Here is a 24,682-nt window from a genome sequence, read left to right on the forward strand (position 1 = left end):
GATGACCAACACCGCGCAACGCTCCTGGTGGAAAGATCTGAAGCTTCGCCGCAAGTTCTCCACGGTGTCCCTGGGCTTCACCCTGGTCCTGGCCGGCCTGATCGCCTTCAACGTCATGGTGCTGCGCAGCCAGAGCCAGAATTCGCTGGTCACCGACATGGCGGGGCGCCAGCGCATGCTGTCGCAGAAATTCGCCAAGGAGGTGCTGCTGGCCGGCAACGGGGTGGCGGTGGACCATCAGGTGACGCTGCGCCTGATGCGTGATTCCCTGGCGGCCCTGATGGAGGGCGGCGAGGCGGTCATCAACCTCGATACCGGCGCCAAGGCCGACCTGCCGCCGCCGCCTTCGCTCGAGATCCGGGCCAAGCTGGCCGAGCAGGCGACGCTGCTGCGCCAGTACGAATCCTCGGCCGCCGGATTGCTGGCGCTGGGATCGGGCGATGCGCGCCGCGCCGACAAGCTGAAGGAAATGCTGGCCCTGCAGGCCCAGCTGAGCGATTCCGCCGAGGCCGCGGTCAAGCTGCTGAGCTTCCAGGCCGAAGGCTCCATCCGCGGCATGATCGGCCTCGAGATCATCGTCGGCCTGATCTGCGCCCTGTCGGGTCTGGTGGTCAGCTCCATGATTGGCCGCCAGATTGCCGATCCCCTGGCCGCCTGTGCCGAGGCCGCCCGCAAGATCGCCGAGGGCGACCTGCGCATCGAGCCGCTGGTGGTCAGCTCGTCCGACGAGATCGGCGTGCTGCAGGAAGCCTTCGACGAGATGCTGAAGAGCCAGCGCGACATCGCGCTGCAGACCCGTTCGGCCTGCGACGCGTTGACGGCCGCCGCCGCCGCCATACTCTCCTCGGCCCAGGAACAGGCGGCCGGCACCAAGCAGCAGGCGGCGGCAGTGCAGGAGATCACCACCACGGTCGAGGAAATCAGCCTGTCGGGCAAGCAGGTGGCCGAGCGTTCGCGCCAGGTGGCCGGCACCGCCGAGGCGGTGGCCACCTCGGGCAACGCCGGCCTGCACGCGGTGCGCGACGCCTCCCAGGGCATGGAGGCCATCCGCGAGCAGACCGAGACGGTGGCCGAGAACATCATCACCCTGTCGGAACGCACCCAGGCGGTGGGCGAGATCATCGCCACCGTCAACGAGATCGCCGAGCAGTCCAATCTGGTGGCCTTGAACGCCGCCATCGAGGCGGCCGATGCCCGCGAGCAGGGACGCCGCTTCTCGGTGGTGGCCGGCGAGATCAAGAATCTCGCCGATCAGGCCAAGGAGGCCACTTCCCAGGTGCGCGGCATCCTGGAACAGACCCAGAAGGGCATCAACACCTCGGTGATGCTGACCGAGGAGGCGTTGAAGCGCGTCGAGCTGGGCCGCGAGAAGTCGACCATGAGCGAACACGTCATCCGCCAGATGGCCGACAACATCCAGGAAAGCGTCCACGCCTTCCAGCAGATCGTCGGCGCCACCAACCAGCAGCAGATCGGCCTGGAACAGGTGACCCAGGCGCTGCATGAGATCCGTCAGGCCAGCCAGCAGACGGCCCAGACCACCGCCCAGTTGGAAAAGGCGTCCCTCGACCTCAGCCAGCTGGGCCAGAAGCTGTCGCGCACCTTGGAGAAATACCGGCTTTGATCAGCATCCGCGAAAGGCTGCTCCAGGCCTTTCAGATCGAATACCGGGAACATGTTGACGCCATCCGCACTCTGCTCGAGGACCTCGGGCACAAGGCGGAAGGAAGCGGACTCGCGCAGCTGGACGAGATATTCCGCCGCGCCCACTCGCTGAAGGGCGCGTCCAGGGCGGTGGACCTGCCGGCCATCGAGGAAATCTCCCACCGCATGGAGACGCTGTTCGCCAAGGTCCGTTCGGGCCAGGCGAAGCTGGACCGCGACACCGCGATCGGGCTGGGGCATGTGCTCGACGTCATCGAGGATTGGGTCGCCGCCAATCTCGCCAACGAGCCGCTGCCCGACACCGCGTCCACCATCGCCGCCCTCGACGCCATGATCGATGGGCATGCGATCCCTGCCGAACCGGCCCCGCCGCCGAGAGCGGTTGCTCCGGCTCCGGCCCCCGCGCCAGCGGCGGCGGAGCCCGTGGCCGCGCCGCCTCCACCTGCCGCCGAATCCGACGAGGACGAGCCCGCTTCCGCCGAGCGGAGCGGCGCCGCCCCGCTGCGCCCCGAGGAGACGGTCCGCGTCCGCGCGCTCCATCTGGACCGGCTGCTGCGCTCGTCCAACGAATTGCTGACCGAGACCATGAACCAGCGGCAGGTGACCCAGTCGCTGCTGGGGCTGGATCGCACGCTCGCCGATTTCGACCGGTCGTGGCGCCGGGCGCGCAAGACCGCCGCCGCCGCGCTGCGCGATCTCGGCGATTACGACCGCGCCATCGCGCTGGAGCGCCAGTACGAGGCCCTGGAGCAGACCCTGAACGGCATCGGCCGCGACCTGCGCGCCGTGCGCCGCCGGCAGCAGCGCACCGGCTGGGCGTTGCGCCAGCTGGGCAACGACATGCAGCAGGAGGTCCGCCAGGTCCGCATGGTGCCGGCCGATTCCATCTTCGGCGGCTTCCGCAAGATGGTCCGCGACCTGGCCAAGGCGGCGGGCAAGCAGGTTTCGGTCCAGGTCTCGGGCCTGGACGTCGAGGCTGACCGCATGGTGCTGCAGGGCCTGAAGGACCCGGTGATGCACCTGCTGCGCAACGCCCTGTCGCACGGCGTCGAGCCGCCCGAGGAGCGCAAGGCGTCGGGCAAGTCCGCCAGCGCCCATGTGGGCCTGTCCTTCGACGTGTCCGAGGGCCGTCTGGTGGTGCTGATCGAAGACGACGGCCGCGGCGTCAATTTCGAGGCTATCCGCCGCAAGGCGGTGGAGCGCGGCCTGTTCTCCGACGCCGAATCCTTCCAGGTGGACCGCCAGTCGCTGATCGACGTGATCTTCGACCCCGGCTTTTCCACCGCCCGGGTGGTGGACGACCTGTCCGGGCGCGGCATGGGCCTGTCGGTGGTGCGCGAAGCCATGGCCATGATGAACGGCACGGTGGAGGTCCAGGACCGCCAGCCGGTGGGCACCTGCTTCCGCCTGTCGCTGCCGCTGACCGTCTCGACCCAGCGTCTGTTCCTGGTGGAATGCCAGGGCCATGTCTACGGACTGCCCACCGAGGGCGTCGACCGTCTCTACCGCGTGCGGGCCGAGGATGTGAGCACGGTCGAGGGCAAGTCGGTGGTGTTCCTGGGCGACCGGCAGATTCCCCTGCTGTCGCTGGCCCATCTGCTGGCCTTGGGCGAAAGCTCGGTCAAGGTGACCCGCAACGTGGTGCCGCTGGTGGTCCTGAAGAACGGCGAGCGCCGGGTGGCGGTGGCCATCGACGGCTTCCTGTCCATCCGCGAGGGTCTGGTCAAGGATATCGGCGTGCCCGGCGCGCGCGGCACCATGGTGGCGGGCGGCGTGCTGCTCGAGGACGGCGACATCGCCCTGGTCCTCAATCCCTTCGAGATCGTCGAGACCTTCAGGAAGTCGGGCAGCATCCGGGTGCTAACCACGGTGGAGAAGCCGGCCGAGAAGAAGGTGCCGGTCATCCTGGTGGTGGACGATTCGCTCACCACGCGGACCCTGGAAAAGTCCATCCTCGAGGCTCACGGCTACCAGGTCCGCCTCGCCCATGACGGGTTGGAAGGGTTGGGCCGGCTTCGGGCCGAGCAGATCGACCTGATCATCTCGGACATCCAGATGCCGCGTCTGGACGGCTTCGGCCTGCTGCAGGCGGTGAAGTCCGACCCGGCGCTGAAATCCATTCCGCTGATCCTGGTCAGCTCGCTGGAAGCCCGCGAGGACAAGGAGCGCGGCCTGGAACTGGGCGCCGACGCCTATGTGGTCAAGCGCAAGTTCGACCAGAAGGAACTCCTCGAGACCATAGGGCAGTTCCTATGAGAAAGAAGATCAAGGTCCTGATCGTCGAGGATTCCCTGGTGGTGCGCGAGCTGCTGAAGCACATCATCGGCTCGGACGAGCGGTTCGACGTCATCGCGGCGGTGGCCAGCGCCGAGGAATGCCTGGAACAGCTGGACACGCTGCGCCCCGACGTCATCTCGCTGGATATCCGCCTGCCCGGCATGAACGGCCTGGACGCCACGCTGAAGATCATGGCGCGGCGTCCCACTCCCATCGTGGTGATCGCCGCCCAGGTGGACGACAACGAGCTCAACATCGCCATGAACGCGCTGCGTGCCGGAGCGCTTTCGGTGGTGGAAAAGCCGGTGGGCGTCACCAATGCCGGCTACGAGACCATGGCGGCCAAGATCTGCACCCAGCTGGCCATCATGAGCCAGGTCCAGGTGGTCCGCCAGGGCATCGACCGGGGGCTTTCCTTCGGCAGCGACGACACGCCCGCCCGGCCGGCGCCCAGCCGCGCCGGCACCTTTTCCATGGTCGGCATCGTCGCCTCCACCGGCGGGCCGCAGGCGCTGGTGCAATTGCTGGGCGGGCTGGGCGGCGACTTTCCCCTGCCCATCCTGCTGGTCCAGCACATCACGTCCAGCTTCCTCGAAGGCTTCGTCACCTGGCTGTCGGGCGCGACGCCGTTCGAGGTGCGCATCGCCGAGGAGGACGAGAAGCCGGAAGCCGGGCGCGTCTACGTGGCGCCGGCCGACCGTCATCTGGGGCTGATCCATGGCCGTCTCGCCATTCTCGATTCGCCCGCGGTGTGCAACCAGAAACCGTCGGGCACCGTGCTGTTCTCGGCCATGGCCCGCGATCTGGGCAAGCATGGCATCGGCGTGGTGCTGACCGGCATGGGCTCCGACGGGGCCGACGGCTTGCGCCAGATGGCCGACAAGGGGGCCTACACCATCGTCGAGGACGCCTCCACCTGCGTGGTCAACGGCATGCCCGCCGCCGCCGCCAAGCTGGGCGGAGCCCGTGAGACCCTGCCGCTGCCCACCATCGCTTCCCGCTTACGCGACCTTGCCCTGGGAGGGACACGTTGACCGACGACCATCTCATCCTCATCGTCGAGGATTCGGTGACCCAGGCGCTCAAGCTCCAGCTGGTCATGGAGCAGGAAGGCTTCAAAACCGTCTGCGCCCATTCCGGCGAGGCCGCCCTGGAGGAGATCAACCGCCAGCGTCCCAGCCTGATCATCGTCGACTACCATCTGCCCGGCATCCAGGGCGACGAGCTGTGCCGCCAGATCCACATGGACATCACCACGCGCAGCATTCCGCTGATGATGCTGACCGCCGACGAAACCTCGGCGGCCGAGCTGCATGGCCTGGAAAGCGGCGCCGACGATTTCGTCGCCAAGTCCGAGGATCCCGAGATCCTGCTGCTGCGGGTCCACAACCTGCTGCGCAAGGCTAGGCGCCAGGCGGTCAATGTCGAGGTGGGGCGCTCGCTGTTCCGCCGCGCCCGGGTGCTGGTCATCGACGACAGCACCACCTACCGGGAAAGCCTGGCCCAGGAACTCACCGACGAAGGCTGCGACGTCACCCAGGTGACCAACGGCGCGGAAGGCCTGCGCCTGCTGTCGGAAAGCGATTTCGACTGCGTCATGGTCGACATGGTGATGCCCGAGATGGACGGCATCGCCGTGTGCAAGGAGCTGTCCCGGCTGCGCGCCGACGACGACGCGCCCCTGGTGGTCCTGATGCTGTCGGCCTACGAGCACAAGGAGAACGTCGCCCGCGCCCTGGAGGCCGGGGCGGACGACTTCGTCGGCAAGTCCACCGAGATGAGCCTGCTGCGCGCGCGGCTCCGCGCCCTGCTGCGCCGCAAGTTCCTGCTGGAGCAGAACCAGCGCATCGTCGAGGAAATCCGCCTGCGCGAGATGGAGACGCTGCGCGCCAAGGCCGAGAAGGAGGCGGCCGAGGCCCGCGCCGCCCTGGCCGAGGGGTTGGCCAAGGCCAATGCCGAGCTGGAGGAGGCCAACGCCAAGCTGCGCGAGACCCAGGTCCATCTGATCCAGTCGGAAAAGATGGCCTCGCTGGGCCAGCTGGTGGCGGGCATCGCCCACGAGATCAACAATCCCCTGTCCTTCGCGCTGTCCAACGTCTTTTCCATCGAGAACTGGCTGGCCACCGTGATGGCCGAGGCGGCGCCCTGCCTGGCCGCCGACCACGTGGCCAAGCTGGACAAGGCCAGGAAGCGCATCGCCGACACCGGCCAGGGGCTGGAGCGGGTGCGCGAACTGGTGGTCAAGCTCAGGACCTTCTCGCGCCTGGACGAAGGCGAGTTCAAGACCGTCGACATCAAGGAGGCGGTGGAATCCGTCCTCCTGTTCCTGCGCCACAAGATGAGCGACCGCATCGAGGTGCGGCGCAACTACACCGAGGACAACATGCTGGCCTGCTATGCCGGCCAGCTGAACCAGGTGATCATGAACGTGGTGGCCAACGCGGTGGACGCCATCGAGGGCAAGGGCGCCATCACGGTGCGCACCTATCGCCGCGACGGCATGTTCGCCATCGCGGTGGCCGATACCGGCAGCGGCATTCCGCCGGAAATCCAGGAACGCATCTTCGATCCCTTCTTCACCACCAAGCCGGTGGGGCAGGGGACCGGGTTGGGGCTGTCCATCTCCTACGGCATCATCAAGAGCCATGACGGCCGCATCGAAGTATCCAGCGATCCGGGGCAGGGGACCGAAATCCGCATCCTGATCCCCGTCAACCTTCAAGGGGCCTGAGGCCGATGAGCGTATCCGGGACCGGACCCAAGGAACATGTGCTGGTCGTCGACGACGAACCGCAAATCCTGACGGCCATCACCGATCTGCTGGAAGACGAGTTCCAGGTCTGGACCGCCCATGACGGCCCCTCGGCGCTGGATATCCTGAAAGAGCACGAGATGGCGGTGATCCTGTCGGATCAGCGCATGCCCGGCATGAGCGGCGCCGAGTTCCTGGGCCAGGCTCGCGTGCTGTCCGACGCCACCAGGGTGCTGGTCACCGGCTATTCCGACCTGGACGCCCTGGTCAGCGCCGTCAACCTGGGCCAGATCCACGCCTATCTGTCCAAGCCCTGGAACCCCCTGGAGCTGAAGGTGGTGGTGCGCACCGCCGCCGACCGCTGGCGCCTGGACCGCACGCTGCAGCAGGAACGCACCCTGCTGCTCGCCCTGATGGGCAACATCCCAGACGCCATCTTCATCAAGGACCTGCAGCTCAAGTTCTCGCGCGTCAACCAGCCCCAGGCCCGGCTGCTGGGCCTGAGCGAGACCAGCGATCTGGTGGGCCAGCGCCTGTCAGAGCTGCTGGGCTCGGAGCAGGCCAAGGCCGTCGAGGTCGAGGAGCAGGCCATCCTCGAACAGGGCGCCTCGCAGCTGGACAAGGTCGAGGCGGTGACCGACGAGAGCGGCAACGCCCAATGGTTCTCGGTGAGCAAGGTGCCGATCCGCCTGGGCGGCGAGGTGGTGGGCCTGGCCGGCATCGCCCGCGACATCACGGCGCGCAAGCAGGCCGAGGATTATCTGCGCCGCGCCCATGACGAGTTGCAGCAGGCCGTCGAGGAGCGGACCCGCTGGCTGCAGCAGGAGATCGGACGCCGCGCCAAGGCCGAGGAGCAGGCCCAGGCGGCGCGCGAGGCCGCCGAGGCGGCGTCGCGGGCCAAGACCATCTTTTTGGCCAATATGAGCCACGAGCTGCGCACGCCCTTGAACGCCATCATCGGCTTTTCCGAACTGGCCCACTCCATCATGGGCGAGACGGATGTGGAGCGTTACGGCGGCTTCCTCGACAACATCTCGGAATCCGCCCACCACCTGCTGCGGGTGATCAGCGACATCCTGGACGTGTCGCGCGTCGAGGTGGGCAAGGTGGTCTTGCGCGAAAGCGAGGTGGACGTGGCCGAGGCGGTGCGCGCCGCCATGCGTCTGGTCAGCCATGTGGTCTCCGCCAAGCGCCAGTCCCTGACCTTCACGCCTAAGGGCGAATTGCCCCGGATTCGCGCCGACGAGCGGCTGATGAAGCAGATCGTCCTGAACCTTCTGTCCAACGCCGCCAAGTTCACGCCCGAATCCGGCAATATCCGGGTGGAGGCCTGCGTGGCCGACGGCTGCGTCACGGTGGCGGTGGAAGACGATGGCGTCGGCATCGCCGCCGAGGACATTCCCATGGTGCTGCAGCCCTTCGGCCAGGCGGAAAACGCCATCAGCCCCAAGCACGAGGGCACCGGCCTCGGCCTGCCGCTGGCCAAGGGCTTCATGGAACTGCACGGCGGCAACCTCAGCCTGGAAAGCCGGGTGGGCGAGGGGACCCGCGTGGTGCTGACCTTCCCCGCCTCCTGCATCGTCGCCTGAAAAGAAAAAGGGCCGCTCTACTGGAGCGGCCCTCGAGTTTCAGGGTCAATGAATTCAGCCCGCCGCCTTGCGCTTGTTGGCCGAGTGGACCGACATGGCCAGACCGTCGTCGTGGACGGTGGTGGCGTCCTCGGGATAGGCGCCGATCTGGTGGATGGAAAGGTCGGCTCCGGCGAATTCCTCCTCGTCGGACAGGCGGATGCCCAGCGTCGCCTTGAGGCCGCCATACACCGCCAGACCGCCGCCCAGGCCGAAGGCCGCGCCGATCACCGTGCCGACCACCTGCCCGCCGAAGCTGACGCCGCCCAGGCCGCCCAGGGCCTCCTGGCCGAAGATGCCGCAGGCGATGCCGCCCATGAAGCCGCACATGCCGTGCAGCGCCCAGACGCCCAGCACGTCGTCGATCTTCCACTTGATCTGGCACAGGTTGAACAGCCAGACGAACATGGCCCCGGCGATGCCGCCGGTGGCCAGGGCGCCGACGGGGTGCATCACGTCGGAGCCGGCGCACACGGCCACCAGACCGGCCAGGGCGCCGTTATGGATGAAGCCGGGGTCGTTACGGCCCACCACCAGGCTGGTGACGATGCCGCCCACCATGGCCATCAGCGAGTTCATGGCCACCAGACCGGAAATGTCGGCGATGACCTGGGCGCTCATCACGTTGAAGCCGAACCAGCCCACCGACAGCACCCAGGCGCCCAGCGCCAGGAAGGGAATGTTCGACGGCGGGAAGGCCACCAGACGGCCGTCCTTGCGATAGCGCCCCAGCCGGGTGCCCAGCATCAGCACGGCGGCCAGGCCGATCCAGCCGCCCACCGCATGCACCACCACCGAACCGGCGAAGTCGTGGAAGGCCACGCCGAACAAGTCCTTCATCATGTCCTGGAAGCCGAAGCGGGTGCCCCACACCATGCCCTCGAACAGGGGGTAGACCAGGCCGACCAGCAGGGCGGTGGCCATCAGCTGGGTGGTGAACTTGGCGCGCTCGGCGATGCCGCCCGACACGATGGCCGGAATGGCCGCCGCGAAGGTCGCCAGGAAGAAGAACTTCACCAGATCGTAGCCCGAGGCCGCGAAAGCGGTGCCGGTCTTGCCGATCAGGACGTCGGCGCCTACCAGGAAGCTGGTGCCGTAGGCCACCGAGTAGCCCACGAAGAAGTAGACGATGGTCGAGACCGCGAAATCCGAGAGAATCTTGACCAGGGCGTTGACCTGATTCTTTTTCCTGACCGTGCCCACCTCGAGGAAAGCAAAGCCGGAATGCATGGCAAGAACCATGACCGCCCCCAGGAGGATGAACAATACATCGGCGCCTGTCTTCGTGGTCTCCATTTGCTTCCTCTGCCTAAAAATGCTGCCGCCGCCGCGGGATGGCGGCGCGGCTTCAAGATGCATGCCAAATGCCCTGATGCCGAAAACGCGCGTAATATCAATGCTATGGCATCTGATGACCAAATGGCCTCCGATGGCGTGCGCGCAAAGTAGGCATGAGGTGGAGGCATATGCCTGAATATGGGGCAATCATTCAGGGGCAAAGGGGTGTACTCGCAGGCGCAGCCCTATTCATAGGCATAAAATTTTATTGATGAATGTTTGTGCATGAATGGCGCGGGCGCCAACGCAAAACGCCGGTCCCAGGGGGACCGGCGTTTGCGATGCTATTCCTCGAAGAGAGGAATGGCGCGAGTGACGGGGCTCGAACCCGCGACCTCCGGCGTGACAGGCCGGCGCTCTGACCAACTGAGCTACACCCGCGCGAGGGCCGGTGATATAGCAGTCGAATCCGGGGGGCGCAAGCCTGTTTTTTCGCTGATGCGATTCGACAGCCCGGTGGGCGACTTATTAATGTGTTGGGACGTCGTTGATGGGAGGTGGCCGTGGCGGAGATCGTCAATCTGAACAAGGTGCGCAAGGCCCGCGCCAAGGCCGAGGCGGAGGAGACGGCCAAGGCCAATCGTGTCCGCTTCGGCCGGACCCGCCAGGAAAAGGAGGCCGCCCGGCAGCAGGAGGAAAAGCTGTCCCGGGACCTCGACGGCAAGAAGCTGGATGAGTGACGGCCGGTCCTGGGTGATAGATGTTCTGAAAAGGCATCTTTTGGAGTATGATGCCTCTACTCGGAATTGCCTGAAATTCTCCAATAAAGAGAGAATTCAATAAGGACGAGGCGCACGCAGATGTGCCGGCAAGCGGGAGGTTGAATGGCTCGGGAACCAGAATCCGACGAAGCGCGGATTCCTGCGGCGTTGCGCGCGGCGCTGCTGCAAGATCTGCCCGACGTGCTTTACAGCATCGACGCCCGGGGACGTTTCATCTGGGTCTCGCCCAATGCCCGCAGCGTGTTCGGCTACGACGCCCAGGAGCTTGTCGGCACCGAGGCCGTCCGGCTCTATGTCCGTCCCGAGGACCGCGTCCAGGTCGTCGAGCGCATCCGCCAGGCGCGGGGGCGCGCGGTGCGGGCCGAGGTGGAGATGCGGCGCAAGGATGGGATCTCCATCTGGGCGGCCATCTACGCCTGCTCTCAAGCCAATGCGGACGGCCGCTTCGATGGGGTGATCGGGGCGATCCGCGACATCACCGACATCTGGCAGACCCGCAAGACCCTGGAGGACAGCGAGGACCGCTTCCGCCGCCTGTCCGACGTGGCGACCGAGGCCATCTGCATTCATTTCCAGGGCAAGATCATCGACATGAACAAGGCCTTCGAGACCTTGTTCGCCTACCCGCGCGAGGAATTGCTGACCATGTGGGCGTGGGACGTGATCGATCCGCGCGATATCCCGCTCGCCAAGAGCATGGTGGCCCAGCAATACGAGGTCCCCTACGAGGTGCGCGGCGTGCGCAAGGACGGCTCGGTCTTTCCCATGGAGATCCATTCCAAGCATAGCTGGATGGGCGAGAAGTCGGTGCGCGTCACCTCCATCCGCGACCTGACCCAGAGCAAGCGGGTGGAAGCCCGCGTCAGCCTGCTGTCCCAGGCGGTGGAGCAAAGCCCCGTGGCGGTGACGGTGGTCGGCGGCGACGGCATCGTCCAATACGTCAATTCCGCCCATGCCGCCATCACCGGCTATCCGGGGGCCGAGGTGCCCGGCATGACGCTGGCGGCGCTTTATCCCGGAGAGGCGCGGGCCGTGCAGGCGGACCTTTGGCAAAGCCTGCTCGCCGGCGGCGAGTGGCGGGGCGAGATCCGGGTCCGGCGGCTGGACGGAAAGTATCAGTGGCAGGACGTCTACGCCTCGAAGGTGGCCACCCCCGGCGAGGACGCCCCCCACTACCTGCTGCAGATCGAGGACATCACCATCCGCAAGGAGCAGGAGCGCAAGCTGCAGCACCAGGCGCTGTTCGACGGCCTGACCGATTTGCCCAACCGGGTGCAGGCGCTCGACCGGCTCGGCCACGAGATCGACCAGGCCCGCGACCGCGGGCGCAAGGTGGCCCTGCTGTTCGTCGATCTGGACGAATTCAAGGCCATCAACGATTCGCTGGGCCACGAATACGGCGACGAACTGCTGGTGCTGGCCTCGGAGCGGCTGCGGCAGGCGGCCGGTTCGTTGGGCGTCGTCGCCCGTTTCGGCGGCGACGAATTCCTGGTGATCATCGGCGACCTTCAGGATGACGAGGCGGCGCGCGGCGTGGCGTCGGGCATCATCGAGCGCTTCTCCCATCCCTTCACCATCAGCCGCCGCGAACTGGTCGCCACCGCCAGCATCGGGCTGGCGATCTATCCCGTCGACGGCCGCACCCAGCAGACCCTGCTGCGCAACGCCGACATCGCCATGTACCAGGCCAAGCTGGCCGGGCGGAACCGGTTCTGCTTCTTCACCAGCCGCATGAACGAGGAGGCCGAGGCCCGGCTGCGCATGGAGGGCGAATTGCGCCGGGCGGTCGGCACCGACCAGTTCCACCTGGCCTACCAGCCCCTGGTGGCGGTCAAGACCGGCCGCGCCGTGGGCGTCGAGGTGCTGCTGCGCTGGAGCAATCCCGAACTGGGCAACGTGCCGCCCGAGCGTTTCATTCCCCAGGCGGAGACCAGCGGGGTGATTGTCGCCATCGGGCGCATGGTGCTGCGGGCCGCCTGCCGCGACGCCCGGCGCTGGGTGGATGCGGGGCATGCCGATCTCAGGCTGTGCATCAACGTCTCGCCGCGCCAGTTCCAGGATGCCGGCTTCCTCGACGACGTGCGCGCCGCCTTGGCCGAATCGGGGTTGGAGCCGCGCAATCTGGAGCTGGAGATCACCGAGGGCCTGCTGCTCACCGAACGGGGCGACATCGACATCCTGCTGCGCACCCTGACCGACATGGGCATCTTGCTGTCCATCGACGATTTCGGCACCGGCTATTCGTCGCTGAGTTATCTCGAGCGCTTCCCCTTCGACACGCTGAAGGTCGACCGCTCCTTCATGATCGGCATGCTGGAGCGCCAGGAGCGCAAGGTGCTGGTGGAAACCATCGTCGCCATGGCGTCGGGCCTGGGGCTCAAGGTCATCGCCGAGGGGGTGGAGACGCCCGAGCAACTGGCCCATCTGGCCGCCATCGGCTGCGACATGGCCCAGGGCTACCTGTTCAGCCGTCCGGTTCCGGCGGCGGAAATCCCGTCCCTGCTCGGCCGGGAATTCCGGTAGGGGGTGCGGGCGGGACGCCTGCGCTCCAAACGCGCCGGCCCGTTGTCGGAGCGCGGGCGTCCCGCCCGCACCCCTCCTTTAATTACTTCTCGTTCCAGGGAACGGGCATGGCGCGCCAGCGCTTCCAGGCCTTGTCGGCATTGGCCAGCAGGGTGGTGCGGCGGCTTTGGTGCCAGCCGGCCACCAGGCCGGCGGCCCGTGACGAGCCCGCCTCGGCGGCGCGGCCCGACAGCTTGGGCCCGGCCACCGCGATGTCGTTCAACTGGCCCAGGATATCCTGCAGCTCGGACAGCTCGGCCAGGAAGACCTTGGTGGTCTTGCGCGGCACCAGCGAGGCGAAGAACTCGCCGGCGTAGCGCACCTGCTTGCAGCGGATGCGCACCGCGTGCCGATCCTCGGGCGACAGCCGCGACAGGCTTTCCCCACCCTCCTTCAGCAGGCTGCGGATGGCCTTGTCGATTCGGCGGGTGGCGAAGGCGCCGACCGGTTCGCCCAGGCGCTTGCGCGGGGCCAGCCAGTCGCCGGTTTCCGTCCAGCGGCCGAGATTGAGGATCATGGCGGCGTAACGCCGCGAGCGCACGGCGGCCAGGGCGGCGGCCAGCTTGGCCTCGCGGTCCTTCTGCCAATGGGCGCGCAGCTGGGCCAGGCCGGAATCGTCGGGATGGGCGGCCAGGACGGGCTCGACGATTTCCAGCAAGAAGACCTCGGCGTCGCGGGCGGGCCCCAGATGGGCCAGCAGCCAGCGCAGGTCGTCCTTCACCCGCTCCAGTTCCGGGCCGTCCGTCACCGCCTTGAAGACCTTGATGGCCGAGCGCAGGCGGCGCATGGCCACCCGCATCTGGTGGACCGCCTCGCCCGCGCCCGTCGCCACCAGGCAGCGCTCGTTGAGCATCAGATGTTCCAGGCAGGCCCGGGCGATGGCCTGGAAGGAGGTCGCCACGCTTTGGTCGGGGGCCAGAACCGGCGCCTTGGCCTTGACGATGGCCGAGGCCTTGCCCGCCGCCAGCCGGTAGCCCCGGTCCGATTTGGAGAGGCAAAGCGGGCGGGCCGCGCTCTCCTCGAGGATGCGGGCGGCCAGATGGAACAGGTGGGCGGGGCTGCCGCTGACCAGTTCCAGTTCCAGCTCGCCGATGTCTTCCCGCCGGTCGCCGGCCAGCACCGCGCCCCGGTCCAGGGCCGCCTCGACCTCCCAGCCGTCGCCGCCCAGGCGCACGAGGGTGCGTTCCACCTCGGTGGAGAAAACCGGCGACAGGCGCTCGCCCAGATTCTCCTCGGCGAAGACGGCGAGGCCGGTAAGGCGCAACTGCTCCATGTCAGGCTCGGGCGAGGAGAGCGGCACTTCCCATTCGTCGCGGTCGAACAGGCCGCCGATTGCCGTGCCGGCGCTTTTCACCGTCTGGACGAAGCCCGAGCCGGTGCGGCGGACCCGCAGCGCGACGCCCTGGGCCGCCAGGATGAAGTCGGGCGTGTCGTAGTAGACCGAGGCGAGGTGCTTGGAGACCGGTTCGGCCAGCCGCCCAGTGGTGAGGCAGGGACGCGCCAGGATGCGGGCCATGTCCTCGGGCGTCAGCGCCAGCTTCAACTCGATCTCGCGGTTGTCCCCGGTCACGTCGGCCATGCACTCCCCCGGATGATGGCGCAATTATACCAGCCGGCAGGCGTCGGGCCATTAGCAAAATATGAACTTTCATTGAAGCAATATGACGAGAAGACTGAAAAGGTCTTGTCCCGTCCAGCCCGATGTGAGAGTCCGGGAGGGGCGGATGATCGTGCCATGTTGGGGGACGAGGTCTATGAGCATGAAAGGATTGCGCAGGGGCATCCTGGCCGTGTCGCTGGTGGCGGCGCTGGCGGGGTGCGGCGTGCTCAACGACCCGCGCGGCTTCACCGACGCCGTGATGAAGTCTCCCCTGCTCGACGACGATTCCAGCGAAAGGGCCATGACCGCGCTGACCCGGGGCGAATACGGCACCGCCGAGCGCCTGGCCATCGGGGCGCTTCGGCGCAACCCCAAGGATCCTTACGCGCTTTACACCGCCGGCATGGTCTATCAGGCGACCGGTCGCTACGACCTGGCGCGCCAGTATTACGAGGTGATCATCGCCAACCGGCCGCAGGTGACGCTGACCACGCCGTCCCAGGGCGGGCCGCAGGTGCGCTCGCTGATGGACGTGGCCCAGGCCAACCTGCTGGTGGTGGACAAGATGCTGGGCCGCAATGTCGCCGGTTCGGCTCTGCGTTCGGGTCGCCAGCCTGACCTGACGCCCCAGAATTTCGAACCCATGAGCCCCCAGGGCGCCGCCCGCGGCTCGGTCGCCGCCGAGATGCTGGGCGAGCCGGGAAGCATGCCGTCTTCCGCCATGTCGCCCCGGGGCGCCACCCAGGCGGAAACCAACGTCGCCACCCGTTTCCGCGTCCTGCGCCGCCTGCTGGACGAGGGGCTGATCACCCCGGAAGAGCATTCCCGGCGCCGCAACACCAATCTCGGGGCCTTGCTGCCCTATTCCGCCAAGCTGCCCCCGGCCCAGGGGCTGGAGCGTCCCGGCCCCACCGAGGAGCAGGTGGTGGACCGCCTGCGCGCGCTGGCCGTGGCGCTGGAAAGCCGCGCCCTGTCGCCGGCCGAGCACGGCGCCGAGCGTCTGGCCATTCTTGACGCCCTGCTGCCGGCCGAGCCGCGCAAGGTGGACCTGCCGGTGCTGCCGCCCAAGGACGTGATGGAGGCCGCCACCGCCGTCGGCCGGGTCGAGCGGCTGCGCGCCGCCAATCTCGTCACCGCCGACGAGGCCAAGCGCGAGAAGGCCGCCGTCGAGAAGGTTCTGGACAGCCAACTGGCCAAGCAGCCGGTGTCGGGCACCGCCAGCGGTCTGCGTCAGGGCGGCTCCAATGGATCGGGCGCCAAGTCGTCGTCGGGCGGCGGCACGCCGGGCGTCAGCCTGGGCACCGCCAAGACCGAGGACGCGGCGCGCGACACCTGGGAGAAGATCAAGGCCAAGTTCCCCGAGGAACTGGCCAATATCAGCGCCACCTTCCCCAAGATCGACCAGGGCGAGCGGGGCACCCGCTGGCGCATCGTCGCCGGCCCCATGAAGAGCCGCGCCGAGGCCACCAAGCTGTGCAAGGTGCTCAAACTGCACCGCCAGTCCTGCGAGGCGACCAGCTATTAGCAGGGGGCTGCACTTCGCGGAGTGATTTGGCCCCGGCGCATGGTTGGGGCTAAGATGATTCCGCCGTGAAGAATTCAGGGGGCGGTCATGACCTACAAGGACATCCTGGTTCACGTTGACGACAATCCGCGGGCCCATGTGCGACTGGATCTGGCGGCCGGCATCGCCGCCCGCTTCCAGGCTCATCTGATCGCTCTCAACATCCGTGACCAAGCTCTGTTGCCGTCCCATGTCACCGCCCAGTTCGGCGGCGACCTCAACCAGATCGGCGCGGTCCGCGACGCCGAGGAGGCCAAGCGCGTCGAGGCGATGGTGGCGGCCTGCCATACCGGGCCGGGGGTGACGCGGGAATGGCGCGACGTCAGCGGGCCCCGGACCGAGACCCTGGCGCTGCACGCCCGCTACGCCGACCTGGCGGTCATCGGCCAGGCCGAGCCCCAGTCCAATGCGCCGCGTCTGGCCGACGAGTTGATCATGGCGGTGGGCCGCCCGGTGCTGGTCGTGCCCTTCGCCGGCCGCTTTCCCACCCTGGGACGCCGGGTGATGGTGGCCTGGAACGGCGGGCGCGAGGCGACCCGCGCCGTCCACGATGCCATGCCCCTGCTGGCGGGCGCCCAGACGGTCCACGTCATCGCCATCAATCCCGGCCATGGCATGGCCGGACACGGCGACATTCCCGGCGCCGACATCTGCCTGCACCTGTCGCGCCACGGGGTCAACGCGGTGTGCGAGCACGTGGCCTCCGACGACCTCAACGTGGGCGAGATGCTGCTGTCGCGCGCCGCCGACGAGGACGTGGACCTGCTGGTCATGGGCGGCTACGGCCGTTCGCGCCTGCGCGAGATGGTGCTGGGCGGCGCCACCCGCCACATGCTGGATTCCATGACCGTGCCGGTGCTGTTCAGCCACTGAGGGGGGCAACATGCGGGGCTTTGCCCCGGCCCCCATCGGGAGGCATGCCTCCCGAACCCTCCCTTTGTTTCATGAAATAATGGAATGGGGTTTGGGGCCTCTGGCCCCGAGCGGGCATGGGCGGCAGCCCATAGTCTACCCCTTGGGGTTCAGCGCCCGTTGCAACCCGTCGCCCAGCAGGTTGAAGCCCAGCACGGTGGCGAAGATGGCGGCGCCCGGCCAGAAGGCCAGCAGCGGGGCGCTCCACACCACGTCCATGGCCCCGGTCAGCATGTTGCCCCACGACGCCAGGGGCGGGCGGATGCCGAGCCCCAGGAACGACAGCGCGCTTTCGATCAGGATGATGTTGCCCACCGACAGCGTGGTGGCCACCACGATGGGCGAGGCGACGTTGGGCAGGATATGGCGGAGCATGATGCGGATGGGCCGCGCGCCTAAGGCCTCGGCGGCGCGCACATAGTCGCGGGTGCGCACCGAAAGGGTGGCGGCCCGCACCAGCCGGGCCACCCCGGTCCAGGCGACGCAGGCGATGATCAAAGCCGGGCGCAGCACGGCGAACACTTCCGACTCGGTCATGCCGGGCGGCACGCCCAGCTTGGCGGGATCGGCGGCGGCCATGACGATCAGCAAGGGCAGCAGCGGCAGCGACATCACACCGTCGGTCAGGCGCATCAGCGCAGAATCGGCCCAGCCCCCGTGATAGCCGGCCAGCAGCCCGATGGTGGTGCCGATCAGCGCCGCCATCAGGGCGGTGATCACGGCGACGCCGAGCGAGACCAGACCGCCCTGGGCCAGACGCGCCGCGATGTCGCGGCCCAGGTCGTCGGTACCCAGCAGATGGGTCGGGGTCGGCGGGTCGAAACGGATGGCGAGGTCCATGGCCTCGGGGGAGGGCAGGGCCCAGGGCGCGGCCAGCACGGCGGCCAGCAACAGCACTAAGATGGCGGCGCCCGCCCTCATCGCCGGCCGATCCGGGGATCGAGGCGCTGATAGGCGATGTCGGCCAGCACCGAGCCGGCGAGCGTCATGGCGGTGGCCAGCAACAGCCCTGACAGGGCCAGGTTGAAGTCGTTGCCCATCACCGCCTCGTAGATCAGGCGGCCCATGCCGGGCCAGGCGAACACCGTCTCGGTGATCAGCGCGCCCGAGAACAACCCGCCGAACTCCAGCGCCACGATGGTGGTGATGGGCAGCAGGGCGTTGCGCAGCTGGTGGCCCAGCACCACCCGGGCCGGGCCGCAGCCCTTGGCCCTGGCCGTGCGGATATAGTCGGCGCCGGCTTCCGAGATCATGGCGGCCCGCATGTGCCGCGCCGCTTGGCCGATGCCGGCCAGAGCCAGGGCGGAGACGGGCAGGATCATGTGGCGCAGGCGGTCGGGCAGATCGCCGCCGCCCACCGTCTCGACGCCCCCGGCCGGCAGCCAGCCCAACGACACGGCGAAGACCACGATCAGCATCAGGCCCAGCCAGAACACCGGCACCGACACCGAGGCGAAGGCCAGCAGGTTGACCAGCCGGTCGGGCAGGCTTCCCGGGCGGAGCGAGGCGAGGATGCCCAAGGGGATCGCCACCGACAGCGACAGCGTCATGGCCGACAGCATCAGAAGCGCGCTGTTGCCCAGCGCCGGAGCCATGGATTCGGCCACCGGGCGGGCGTAAAGGCGGGAATAGCCCAACTCGCCCTGGAGCAACTGCCCCAGCCAGCGCAGCCAGCGCTCGGTCCACGGCCGGTCGAGGCCGTAGAGCGCCTTCAGCCTGAGCGCATCCTCGGAACTCATGCGCGGATCGCCGGCGATCATCAGGTCGATGGGGTCGCCGGGCATCAGGCCCATCAGTCCGTAGACCACGAAGGACATGACCAGCAGGACGAGGAGGGACTGGATCAGCCTTGCCGTCACTCCCACCGCCACTGCTCCGCCCAATAGGGGGAGGGGTCCTGGTGGCCGGTGGGCTGCACGCCCTTCAAGGCCTTGGGCAGGATGAAGGAATCCGACTTGAAGAACAGCGGCAGCGCCGGCAGGTCGGCGGCGTAGAGCGCCTGGATGTCGCGCCAGATGACCTTGCGCTTGTCCTTGTCCAGTTCCACCTCGACCGCGTCGATCAGCCTGTCCATGGCCGGGCTGGCATAGCCGGTATAGTTCTGGCCCGACCAGTTGTTGCCCCCGTTGGGCACCATGGAAGAGTGCAGCGTCGAGCGCGGCACGTTCTCGGGCGCCGAGTACCAGGCGAACAGCGCCATATGGGCGAACTTGCGCTTGGTCACCGTCTCGCCGAACAGCACGCGCGGCGGCTCGGTCTTGAGCTTGAGCTCCACGCCGATCTTCTTCCACTGGGCTTGCATCACCTGGGCCACCAGCTCGCGCGAACGGTTGCCGGCGGTAGTGACCAGTTCCAGCGACAGGCGCTCGCCCCGGTGGTTGACCCGGATGCCGCCCGGCCCGACCATCCAGCCGGCCTCGTCCAGCAGCAGGTTGGCCCGCGCCGGATCGAAGGCGGCCTTGGGCAGATCGGCGGCGTAGACCCAATCGAGCGGCGGCACCAGGGATTGGGCGACGATCTGGCGGCCCTCGAACAACTGGCGCGAGATGGTCTCGCGGTCGAGGCCGAGCAGCAGGGCGCGGCGGACCTTCCGCTCCGACAGCTGGGGCGAGGACAGGTTGAGGTCCAGGTGCTCGTAGCTCAGGCTGGGCTTGGTGATCACGTCGAAACGGGCGCCGTGGCGCTTCTCGAAGGCCAGGGCCTGCTCCAGCGGCAGGCCCAGCTCGCCGGCGATCATGTCGATGCCGCCCGACAGCAGGTTGGCCTCCAGCGAGGCGGTGTTCTCGATAGCCTTGACGACGATGCGCTTGAAGGCCGGCTTGGTGCCGCCCCAATGGGCGTTGGGCTCCAGCACCACATGGCTGCCCTGGACCACCGCGCTGATCCGGTAGGGACCGTTATAGAGGCCGGGATTGGTGGAATCCTGGTCGTAGGCGGTGCGGTTGCGGTACTCGGCCGGCGCCGCCTCGAACCGCTTCTTCTCGATATGGGCGGGCAGCAGGCGCAGGTCGTTGATGGCGTTGTAGTCGAAGGTCAGCTTGTCCACGTGCAGCGTGAAGGTCCGCTTGTCCTTGGCCTCGACGCGGGTGATGCGGCGGAACAGCTCGGCTGCCGCCACGCCGGACTGGGGATGGCGTCCCACCTGCCAGCTGAACACCACGTCGTCGGTGGTCACCGGCGTGCCGTCGGCCCACCGGGCGTCGGCGCGCAGCGTATAGGTGGCGGCGATGCCCTTCTTGCCGCCGTCGAGCGTTTCCACCTTGGCCAGCCCGTTCTCGATGGTCGGGAGCTGTTCGCACAAAAGGCAGGTCAACTGCCATGCGGCGTCATAGGCGGTGATCGGCCGGTGGGCGAAGGCCAGGACATAGGTCTTGGCCAGCATGGATTCGATGGACGGGTTCAGCGTGGCGGGAAACTGGGTGATGCCGATGGCGAGCTCGTCCTTGGCAAGCGCCGGGACGGCGAGCAGGGTCGAGACGAGCAGGGGGGCGAGGCGCTTGAACATCTCCCTAGAATCAAAGCCCCGCCCCCGGCTGTCAAGCCGGGGGCGGGGCTTTGCGCAAATGATCGCTACTTGGTCGGGCTCTGGGTCAGGCTTTGGCGCATCGGGCAATCGGCGGGCAGTTTGTTCACGTCGATCTTGCCGTCCGGGCCGATGGCCGACGCCATCATGCCACGGCCATAGCCGGGGCCACCGCCCCACATGCCGTAGCCCGGGCCGCGGCCGGGGACGAAGCTGCCGTCCTTCTGGGCCTTGAGCATCTGCTCATGACGCCAGCCGGGGCCCCAGGTCTGCGGGGTGGGGGACTGGTCGGCGGCACTGGCGGCGCAGGACGCGACGAAGCCGACGAGGGCGAATGCCGCGAGGGTCTTGAGGATGGTCTTCATGATAGCCTCCAATCGCTCGTTCCCGCTCATGGTTGTATTAGAGCATATGAAGGTAACGAGGCGATGTCGGGCGGGCCGGCAGGGGTAACAGAGTGTAACGCTTGCCTCGGCGCCTGCTTCGGGCATGATGGAAATGTTCAATTCCAGGGGGCGGACATGAGCGACGAAACCGGCAATCACCAGGGCCCGATGCAGTGGAAGTTCTTCCGGGCGGGCGGCTTCGACCAGGTGCGGCTCGACACCGGCCGGGCGCTGATGAGCCTGGGCTCGCTGGACCAGAAGCTGTGGGCGGCGCTGTCCTGCCCGACCCGGGGCATCGAGCTGGACCAGCGCACGCTCGACATCATCGACAGCGACAATGACGGCCGCATCCGCGCCGGCGAGGTCATCGCCGCCGTGGAATGGGCCGGCAACCTGCTGAAGCAGCCCGACCTGCTGTTGAAGCGCGAGGATGCGCTGCCCCTGGCCGAGATCGACGATGCCAAGCCCGAGGGCCGCGCCGTGCTGGCGGCGGCCAAGCGCATCCTGGCCAAAAGCGGCAAGGCCGATTCCGACACCATCACCCTGGCCGAGGTGTCCGGGGTGCAGGAGGTGTTCGCCGCCAACGACTTCAACGGTGACGGCATCGTTCCGGCGGAAATCGTCGACGATCCGGCGCTTCGTTCGGTGATCGAGGACATCATCGCCTGCCTGGGCGGCGAGACCGATCGCGGCGGCCTGCCCGGCGTCAATCTGGACAAGGTGAAGGCCTTCTTCGAGGCGGCCCAGGCCCACGCCGCCTGGGCGGCCAAGGCCGATGAGGACCCGGCCCTCAACCCGGTGGCGGGCGAATCCGAGCATGCCGCCGAGGCGGTGGCGGCGGTGGCGGCCAAGCTGGACGACTGGTTCACCCGTTGCGCCCTGGCCGCCTTCGATACCCGCGCCGCCGGGCCGCTCAACCGCTCCGAGGAGGATTGGGCGGGGCTGGCCGGACAATTGCTGTCGCCGGATTCGGCGGCGCTGGCCGAATTCCCCCTGGCGGGCGTGGCCGCCGGCGCCGATCTGCCGCTGGGAGCCGGGCTCAATCCCGCTTGGGGCGCGGCCATTGCCCGCTTCAAGGCCGAGGCGGTGGTGCCGCTGCTGGGCGAACGCGACAGCCTGTCGGCCGAGGATTGGGCCGCGATCAAGGCGCGGTTCGCGGCGCGGGCCGCCTGGGCGGGTGAGATGCCGCAAGGTCCGGTGGGTGCGCTTGGCACCGCGCGGATCAGGGCCATTCTGTCCATGGACGCCCAGGCCGCCATCGAATCCCTGATCGCCCAGGACCTGGCGCTGGAGGCCGAGGCCCAGGCCATCGATTCGGTCGACAAGCTGCTGCGCTGCTGCCGCGATCTGGCGGTGCTGCTGAACAACTTCGTCGCCTTCCGCGATTTCTATACCCGCAAGCACAAGGCGGTGTTCCAGGCCGGCACCCTGTTCATCGACGGCCGGTCCTGCGATTTGTGCGTCCGGGTCGAGGAGCCCGGCAAGCATGCGGTGATCGCCACGCTCAGCCGCATCTATCTGGTCTATTGCGAATGCCGGCGCAGGGGCGTCGAGGACGGCGAGAAGATGTACATCGCCGCCGCCGTCACCGACGGCGATTCCGACCAACTGATGGTCGGGCGCAACGGCGTGTTCTATGACCGCAAGGGCGGCGATTGGGACGCCACCATCGTCCATATCGTCGACCACCCCATTTCCATCCGCCAGTCGTTCTGGGCGCCCTACAAGAAGGTGGGCAAGATCATCGCCCAGACGGTGGAGAAGATGGCCGCCGCCCGGGCCAAGGCCGCCGACGATCAGGCCGCCGCCCTGGCGGTGTCGCCCAAGATCCCCCTGCCGGGCGCCAAGCCGGCCGCCGCCGCCGCTCCGGCGGCTCCGGCGGCAGCTCCGGCCGCCGCCGCGCCCGCCGCGCCGCCGGCGCCCTTCGACGCGGGGCGCTTCGCCGGCATCTTCGCCGCCCTGGGGCTGGCGGTGGGCGCCATCGGCACGGCGCTCGCCTCGGTGGTGACCGGCTTCCTGGCGCTACCGTGGTGGCAAATTCCGCTCGCCCTGCTGGGCGCGGTGTTGGCCGTGTCGGGGCCCAGCATGATCATTGCCTCGTTCAAGCTGCACCAGCGGCACCTGGGGCCGATCCTCGACGCCAACGGCTGGGCGGTGAACACCCATGCCCGCATCAACATCCCCTTCGGCACGGCGCTGACCCATCTGGCCCGTCTGCCCGAGGGCGCCCAGCGCTCCATGAAGGATCCCTACGCCCAGAAGGAGCCGCCGTGGCGTTCGGTGGTCTTCGTGGGCGTGGTGCTGGCGGCGCTGGCCCTGGCCTGGAAGCTGGGCTGGATCGCCAAGCTGGTGGCGATGGCGCATAAATAGGGCGGGGAGCGCGGGCGTCCCGCCCGCACCCCAAGAAAGCGGGCGGGACGCCCGCGCTCCGAATTACTCCGCCACGCCGTCCTTGAGGCGCTCGATCTTGGCGCCGCAGGCGGCCAGCTTTTCCTCGACCCGCTCGTAGCCGCGATCCAGGTGGTAGACGCGGTTGACGATGGTCTCGCCCTCGGCGGCCAGCGCGGCCAGGACCAGCGATACCGAGGCGCGCAAATCGGTGGCCATCACCTGGGCGCCCGACAGCTTGGGCGCGCCGCGCACGATGGCAGACGAGCCGTGGACGTTGATGCGCGCGCCCATGCGGGTCATCTCGGGAACGTGCATGAAGCGGTTCTCGAAGATGGTCTCGGTGATCATCGAGGCGCCCTTGGCGGTGGACATCAGCGCCATCAGCTGGGCCTGCATGTCGGTGGGGAAGCCGGGATAGGGCTCGGTCATGATGTCGACGCCGGTGATCTCGCCCTGGTCGGCGCGCACCCGCATGCCGCGCGGCGTCTCCTCCACGTGGACGCCGCATTCGGTCAGCACCTTGTTGACCGATTCCATCAGGTCGAAGCGGGCGCCCACCAGCTCGATGTCGCCCCTTGTGATGGCGGCGGCCACGGCGTAGGTGCCGGTCTCGATGCGGTCGGGAACCACTGAATACTCCGCGCCGTGCAGGCGCTCGACGCCCTGGACCTTGAGAGTGCCGGTGCCGATGCCGTCGATCTTGGCGCCCATGGCCACCAGGCATTCGGCCAGGTCGGTGATCTCGGGCTCGCGCGCCGCGTTGGCGATCACCGTCTCGCCCTCGGCCAGGGTGGCGGCCATCAGGATGTTCTCGGTGCCGCCCACGGTGACCTGCGGGAAGATGATGTGGGCGCCCTTGAGGCGGCCCTCCACCGACGCGACGATGTAGCCGCCGTCCAGCTCGATCTTGGCGCCCATCTGCTCCAGGGCCTTCAGGTGCAGGTCCACCGGCCGGGTGCCGATGGCGCAGCCGCCGGGCAAGCTGACGCGGGCCTCGCCGCAGCGGGCCAGCAGCGGGCCCAGCACCAGCACGCTGGCGCGCATCTTGCGCACCAGATCGTAGGGCGCGGTGGTGTTGCCGATGGTCGCCGCGGTCAGCTCGAGGACGCGTCCGGTATGGCCGCCGTTGGAGGCGTTGCCGTTCAGCGCCATCATCACCCCGTGCTGGGCCAGCAAATTGGCCATGGTGGTGATGTCCACCAGATGGGGCAGGTTGGACAGCGCCAGGGTTTCCTCGGTCAGCAGGCAGGCGGGCATCAGCGCCAGCGCGGCGTTCTTGGCGCCACCGATGGTGATGGTGCCCTTGAGCGGCGTCCCGCCGATGATGCGGATCCTGTCCATGCTTGGTCCTTGAGAGCGCGA

At 68.0% G+C, this 24,682-nt stretch carries 18 protein-coding genes and 1 tRNA gene; 11 read left to right on the top strand and 8 right to left on the bottom strand.

The genetic code is table 11. The features are described 5' to 3' along the window. Position 1: 1 nt before the first annotated feature. From XM1_RS12375 to XM1_RS12395, 5 genes are read left to right on the top strand one after another with little or no spacing between them, the layout of a single operon-like run. Positions 2-1,624 (top strand): methyl-accepting chemotaxis protein, encoded by a 1,623-nt coding sequence (locus tag XM1_RS12375; protein WP_231920491.1) that lies wholly within the window; start codon positions 2-4, stop codon positions 1,622-1,624. Further along, entirely contained in the window at positions 1,621-3,921 is a 2,301-nt protein-coding gene (locus XM1_RS12380; protein WP_068433840.1) for a response regulator, read from the top strand. Before XM1_RS12375 ends, XM1_RS12380 begins: the two co-directional genes overlap by 4 nt. Further along, positions 3,918-4,976, top strand: coding sequence for a chemotaxis protein CheB (locus XM1_RS12385; protein WP_082700490.1), 1,059 nt, complete (start codon positions 3,918-3,920; stop codon positions 4,974-4,976). The genes XM1_RS12380 and XM1_RS12385 overlap by 4 nt, the downstream gene beginning before the upstream one ends. Further along, positions 4,973-6,673 carry a response regulator gene (locus tag XM1_RS12390; RefSeq protein ID WP_068433842.1) on the top strand — a complete coding sequence of 567 codons (1,701 nt, stop codon included), beginning with the start codon at positions 4,973-4,975 and terminating at the stop codon, positions 6,671-6,673. The genes XM1_RS12385 and XM1_RS12390 overlap by 4 nt, the downstream gene beginning before the upstream one ends. Positions 6,674-6,678: 5 nt before the next feature. Then, positions 6,679-8,283 carry an ATP-binding protein gene (locus tag XM1_RS12395; protein ID WP_068433844.1) on the top strand — a complete coding sequence of 535 codons (1,605 nt, stop codon included), beginning with the start codon at positions 6,679-6,681 and terminating at the stop codon, positions 8,281-8,283. Positions 8,284-8,337: 54 nt separating this feature from the next. Here the strand turns inward: XM1_RS12395 and XM1_RS12400 are convergent, their stop codons facing one another. Then, positions 8,338-9,618 (bottom strand): ammonium transporter, encoded by a 1,281-nt coding sequence (locus XM1_RS12400; protein ID WP_068433846.1) that lies wholly within the window; start codon positions 9,616-9,618, stop codon positions 8,338-8,340. On the opposite strand from XM1_RS12400, the gene XM1_RS24560 reads away from it, so the two are divergent. Beyond that, positions 9,547-9,771 (top strand): hypothetical protein, encoded by a 225-nt coding sequence (locus tag XM1_RS24560; RefSeq protein ID WP_172821872.1) that lies wholly within the window; start codon positions 9,547-9,549, stop codon positions 9,769-9,771. The genes XM1_RS12400 and XM1_RS24560 overlap by 72 nt on opposite strands. 193 nt (positions 9,772-9,964) lie before the next feature. On the opposite strand, the gene XM1_RS12405 is transcribed toward XM1_RS24560, so the two are convergent. Further along, positions 9,965-10,041: transfer RNA gene (locus XM1_RS12405), tRNA-Asp, on the bottom strand. Positions 10,042-10,163: 122 nt separating this feature from the next. Here XM1_RS12405 and XM1_RS12410 point away from each other — a divergent pair. Beyond that, the gene (locus XM1_RS12410; protein ID WP_082700716.1) at positions 10,164-10,340 is read left to right on the top strand and encodes a DUF4169 family protein; all 177 of its coding nucleotides are present in this window, start codon (positions 10,164-10,166) and stop codon (positions 10,338-10,340) included. Between the two features lie 144 nt (positions 10,341-10,484). Beyond that, positions 10,485-12,905: an EAL domain-containing protein gene (locus tag XM1_RS12415; RefSeq protein ID WP_231920492.1), complete on the top strand. Its 2,421-nt coding sequence runs from the start codon at positions 10,485-10,487 to the stop codon at positions 12,903-12,905. An 82-nt stretch (positions 12,906-12,987) separates the two neighbouring features. On the opposite strand, the gene XM1_RS12420 is transcribed toward XM1_RS12415, so the two are convergent. Next, a complete protein-coding gene (locus XM1_RS12420) occupies positions 12,988-14,523 on the bottom strand; it encodes a CYTH and CHAD domain-containing protein (protein WP_068433852.1) in 1,536 nt (511 codons plus the stop codon). 181 nt (positions 14,524-14,704) lie between these two features. On the opposite strand from XM1_RS12420, the gene XM1_RS12425 reads away from it, so the two are divergent. Together XM1_RS12425 and XM1_RS12430 are read left to right on the top strand one after the other, a co-directional pair. Continuing rightward, entirely contained in the window at positions 14,705-16,069 is a 1,365-nt protein-coding gene (locus tag XM1_RS12425; protein WP_068437763.1) for an SPOR domain-containing protein, read from the top strand. 87 nt (positions 16,070-16,156) lie between these two features. Next, positions 16,157-16,981, top strand: coding sequence for a universal stress protein (locus tag XM1_RS12430; RefSeq protein ID WP_068433854.1), 825 nt, complete (start codon positions 16,157-16,159; stop codon positions 16,979-16,981). 135 nt (positions 16,982-17,116) lie between these two features. Here the strand turns inward: XM1_RS12430 and XM1_RS12435 are convergent, their stop codons facing one another. The 4 genes from XM1_RS12435 to XM1_RS12450 all read right to left on the bottom strand — a co-directional run bounded on the left by XM1_RS12435 (position 17,117) and on the right by XM1_RS12450 (position 20,908). Further along, the gene (locus XM1_RS12435) at positions 17,117-17,941 is read right to left on the bottom strand and encodes an ABC transporter permease (protein ID WP_068433856.1); all 825 of its coding nucleotides are present in this window, start codon (positions 17,939-17,941) and stop codon (positions 17,117-17,119) included. Next, positions 17,938-18,879: an ABC transporter permease gene (locus XM1_RS12440; RefSeq protein ID WP_197603075.1), complete on the bottom strand. Its 942-nt coding sequence runs from the start codon at positions 18,877-18,879 to the stop codon at positions 17,938-17,940. Before XM1_RS12440 ends, XM1_RS12435 begins: the two co-directional genes overlap by 4 nt. Then, positions 18,876-20,525: a peptide ABC transporter substrate-binding protein gene (locus tag XM1_RS12445; protein WP_068433858.1), complete on the bottom strand. Its 1,650-nt coding sequence runs from the start codon at positions 20,523-20,525 to the stop codon at positions 18,876-18,878. The genes XM1_RS12440 and XM1_RS12445 overlap by 4 nt, the downstream gene beginning before the upstream one ends. A 65-nt stretch (positions 20,526-20,590) precedes the next feature. Then, positions 20,591-20,908, bottom strand: coding sequence for a hypothetical protein (locus tag XM1_RS12450; RefSeq protein WP_068433860.1), 318 nt, complete (start codon positions 20,906-20,908; stop codon positions 20,591-20,593). A 156-nt stretch (positions 20,909-21,064) separates the two neighbouring features. Here XM1_RS12450 and XM1_RS12455 point away from each other — a divergent pair, with 156 nt between their 5' ends. Further along, positions 21,065-23,299 (top strand): hypothetical protein, encoded by a 2,235-nt coding sequence (locus XM1_RS12455; RefSeq protein WP_068433862.1) that lies wholly within the window; start codon positions 21,065-21,067, stop codon positions 23,297-23,299. 63 nt (positions 23,300-23,362) lie between these two features. Here XM1_RS12455 and murA read toward each other — a convergent pair whose 3' ends face one another. Then, entirely contained in the window at positions 23,363-24,661 is a 1,299-nt protein-coding gene (gene murA / locus XM1_RS12460; protein WP_068433864.1) for a UDP-N-acetylglucosamine 1-carboxyvinyltransferase, read from the bottom strand. Between the last annotated feature and the right edge of the window lie 21 nt (positions 24,662-24,682).

This window comes from Magnetospirillum sp. XM-1 (genome assembly GCF_001511835.1).
Classification (GTDB): Bacteria; Pseudomonadota; Alphaproteobacteria; order Rhodospirillales; family Magnetospirillaceae; genus Phaeospirillum.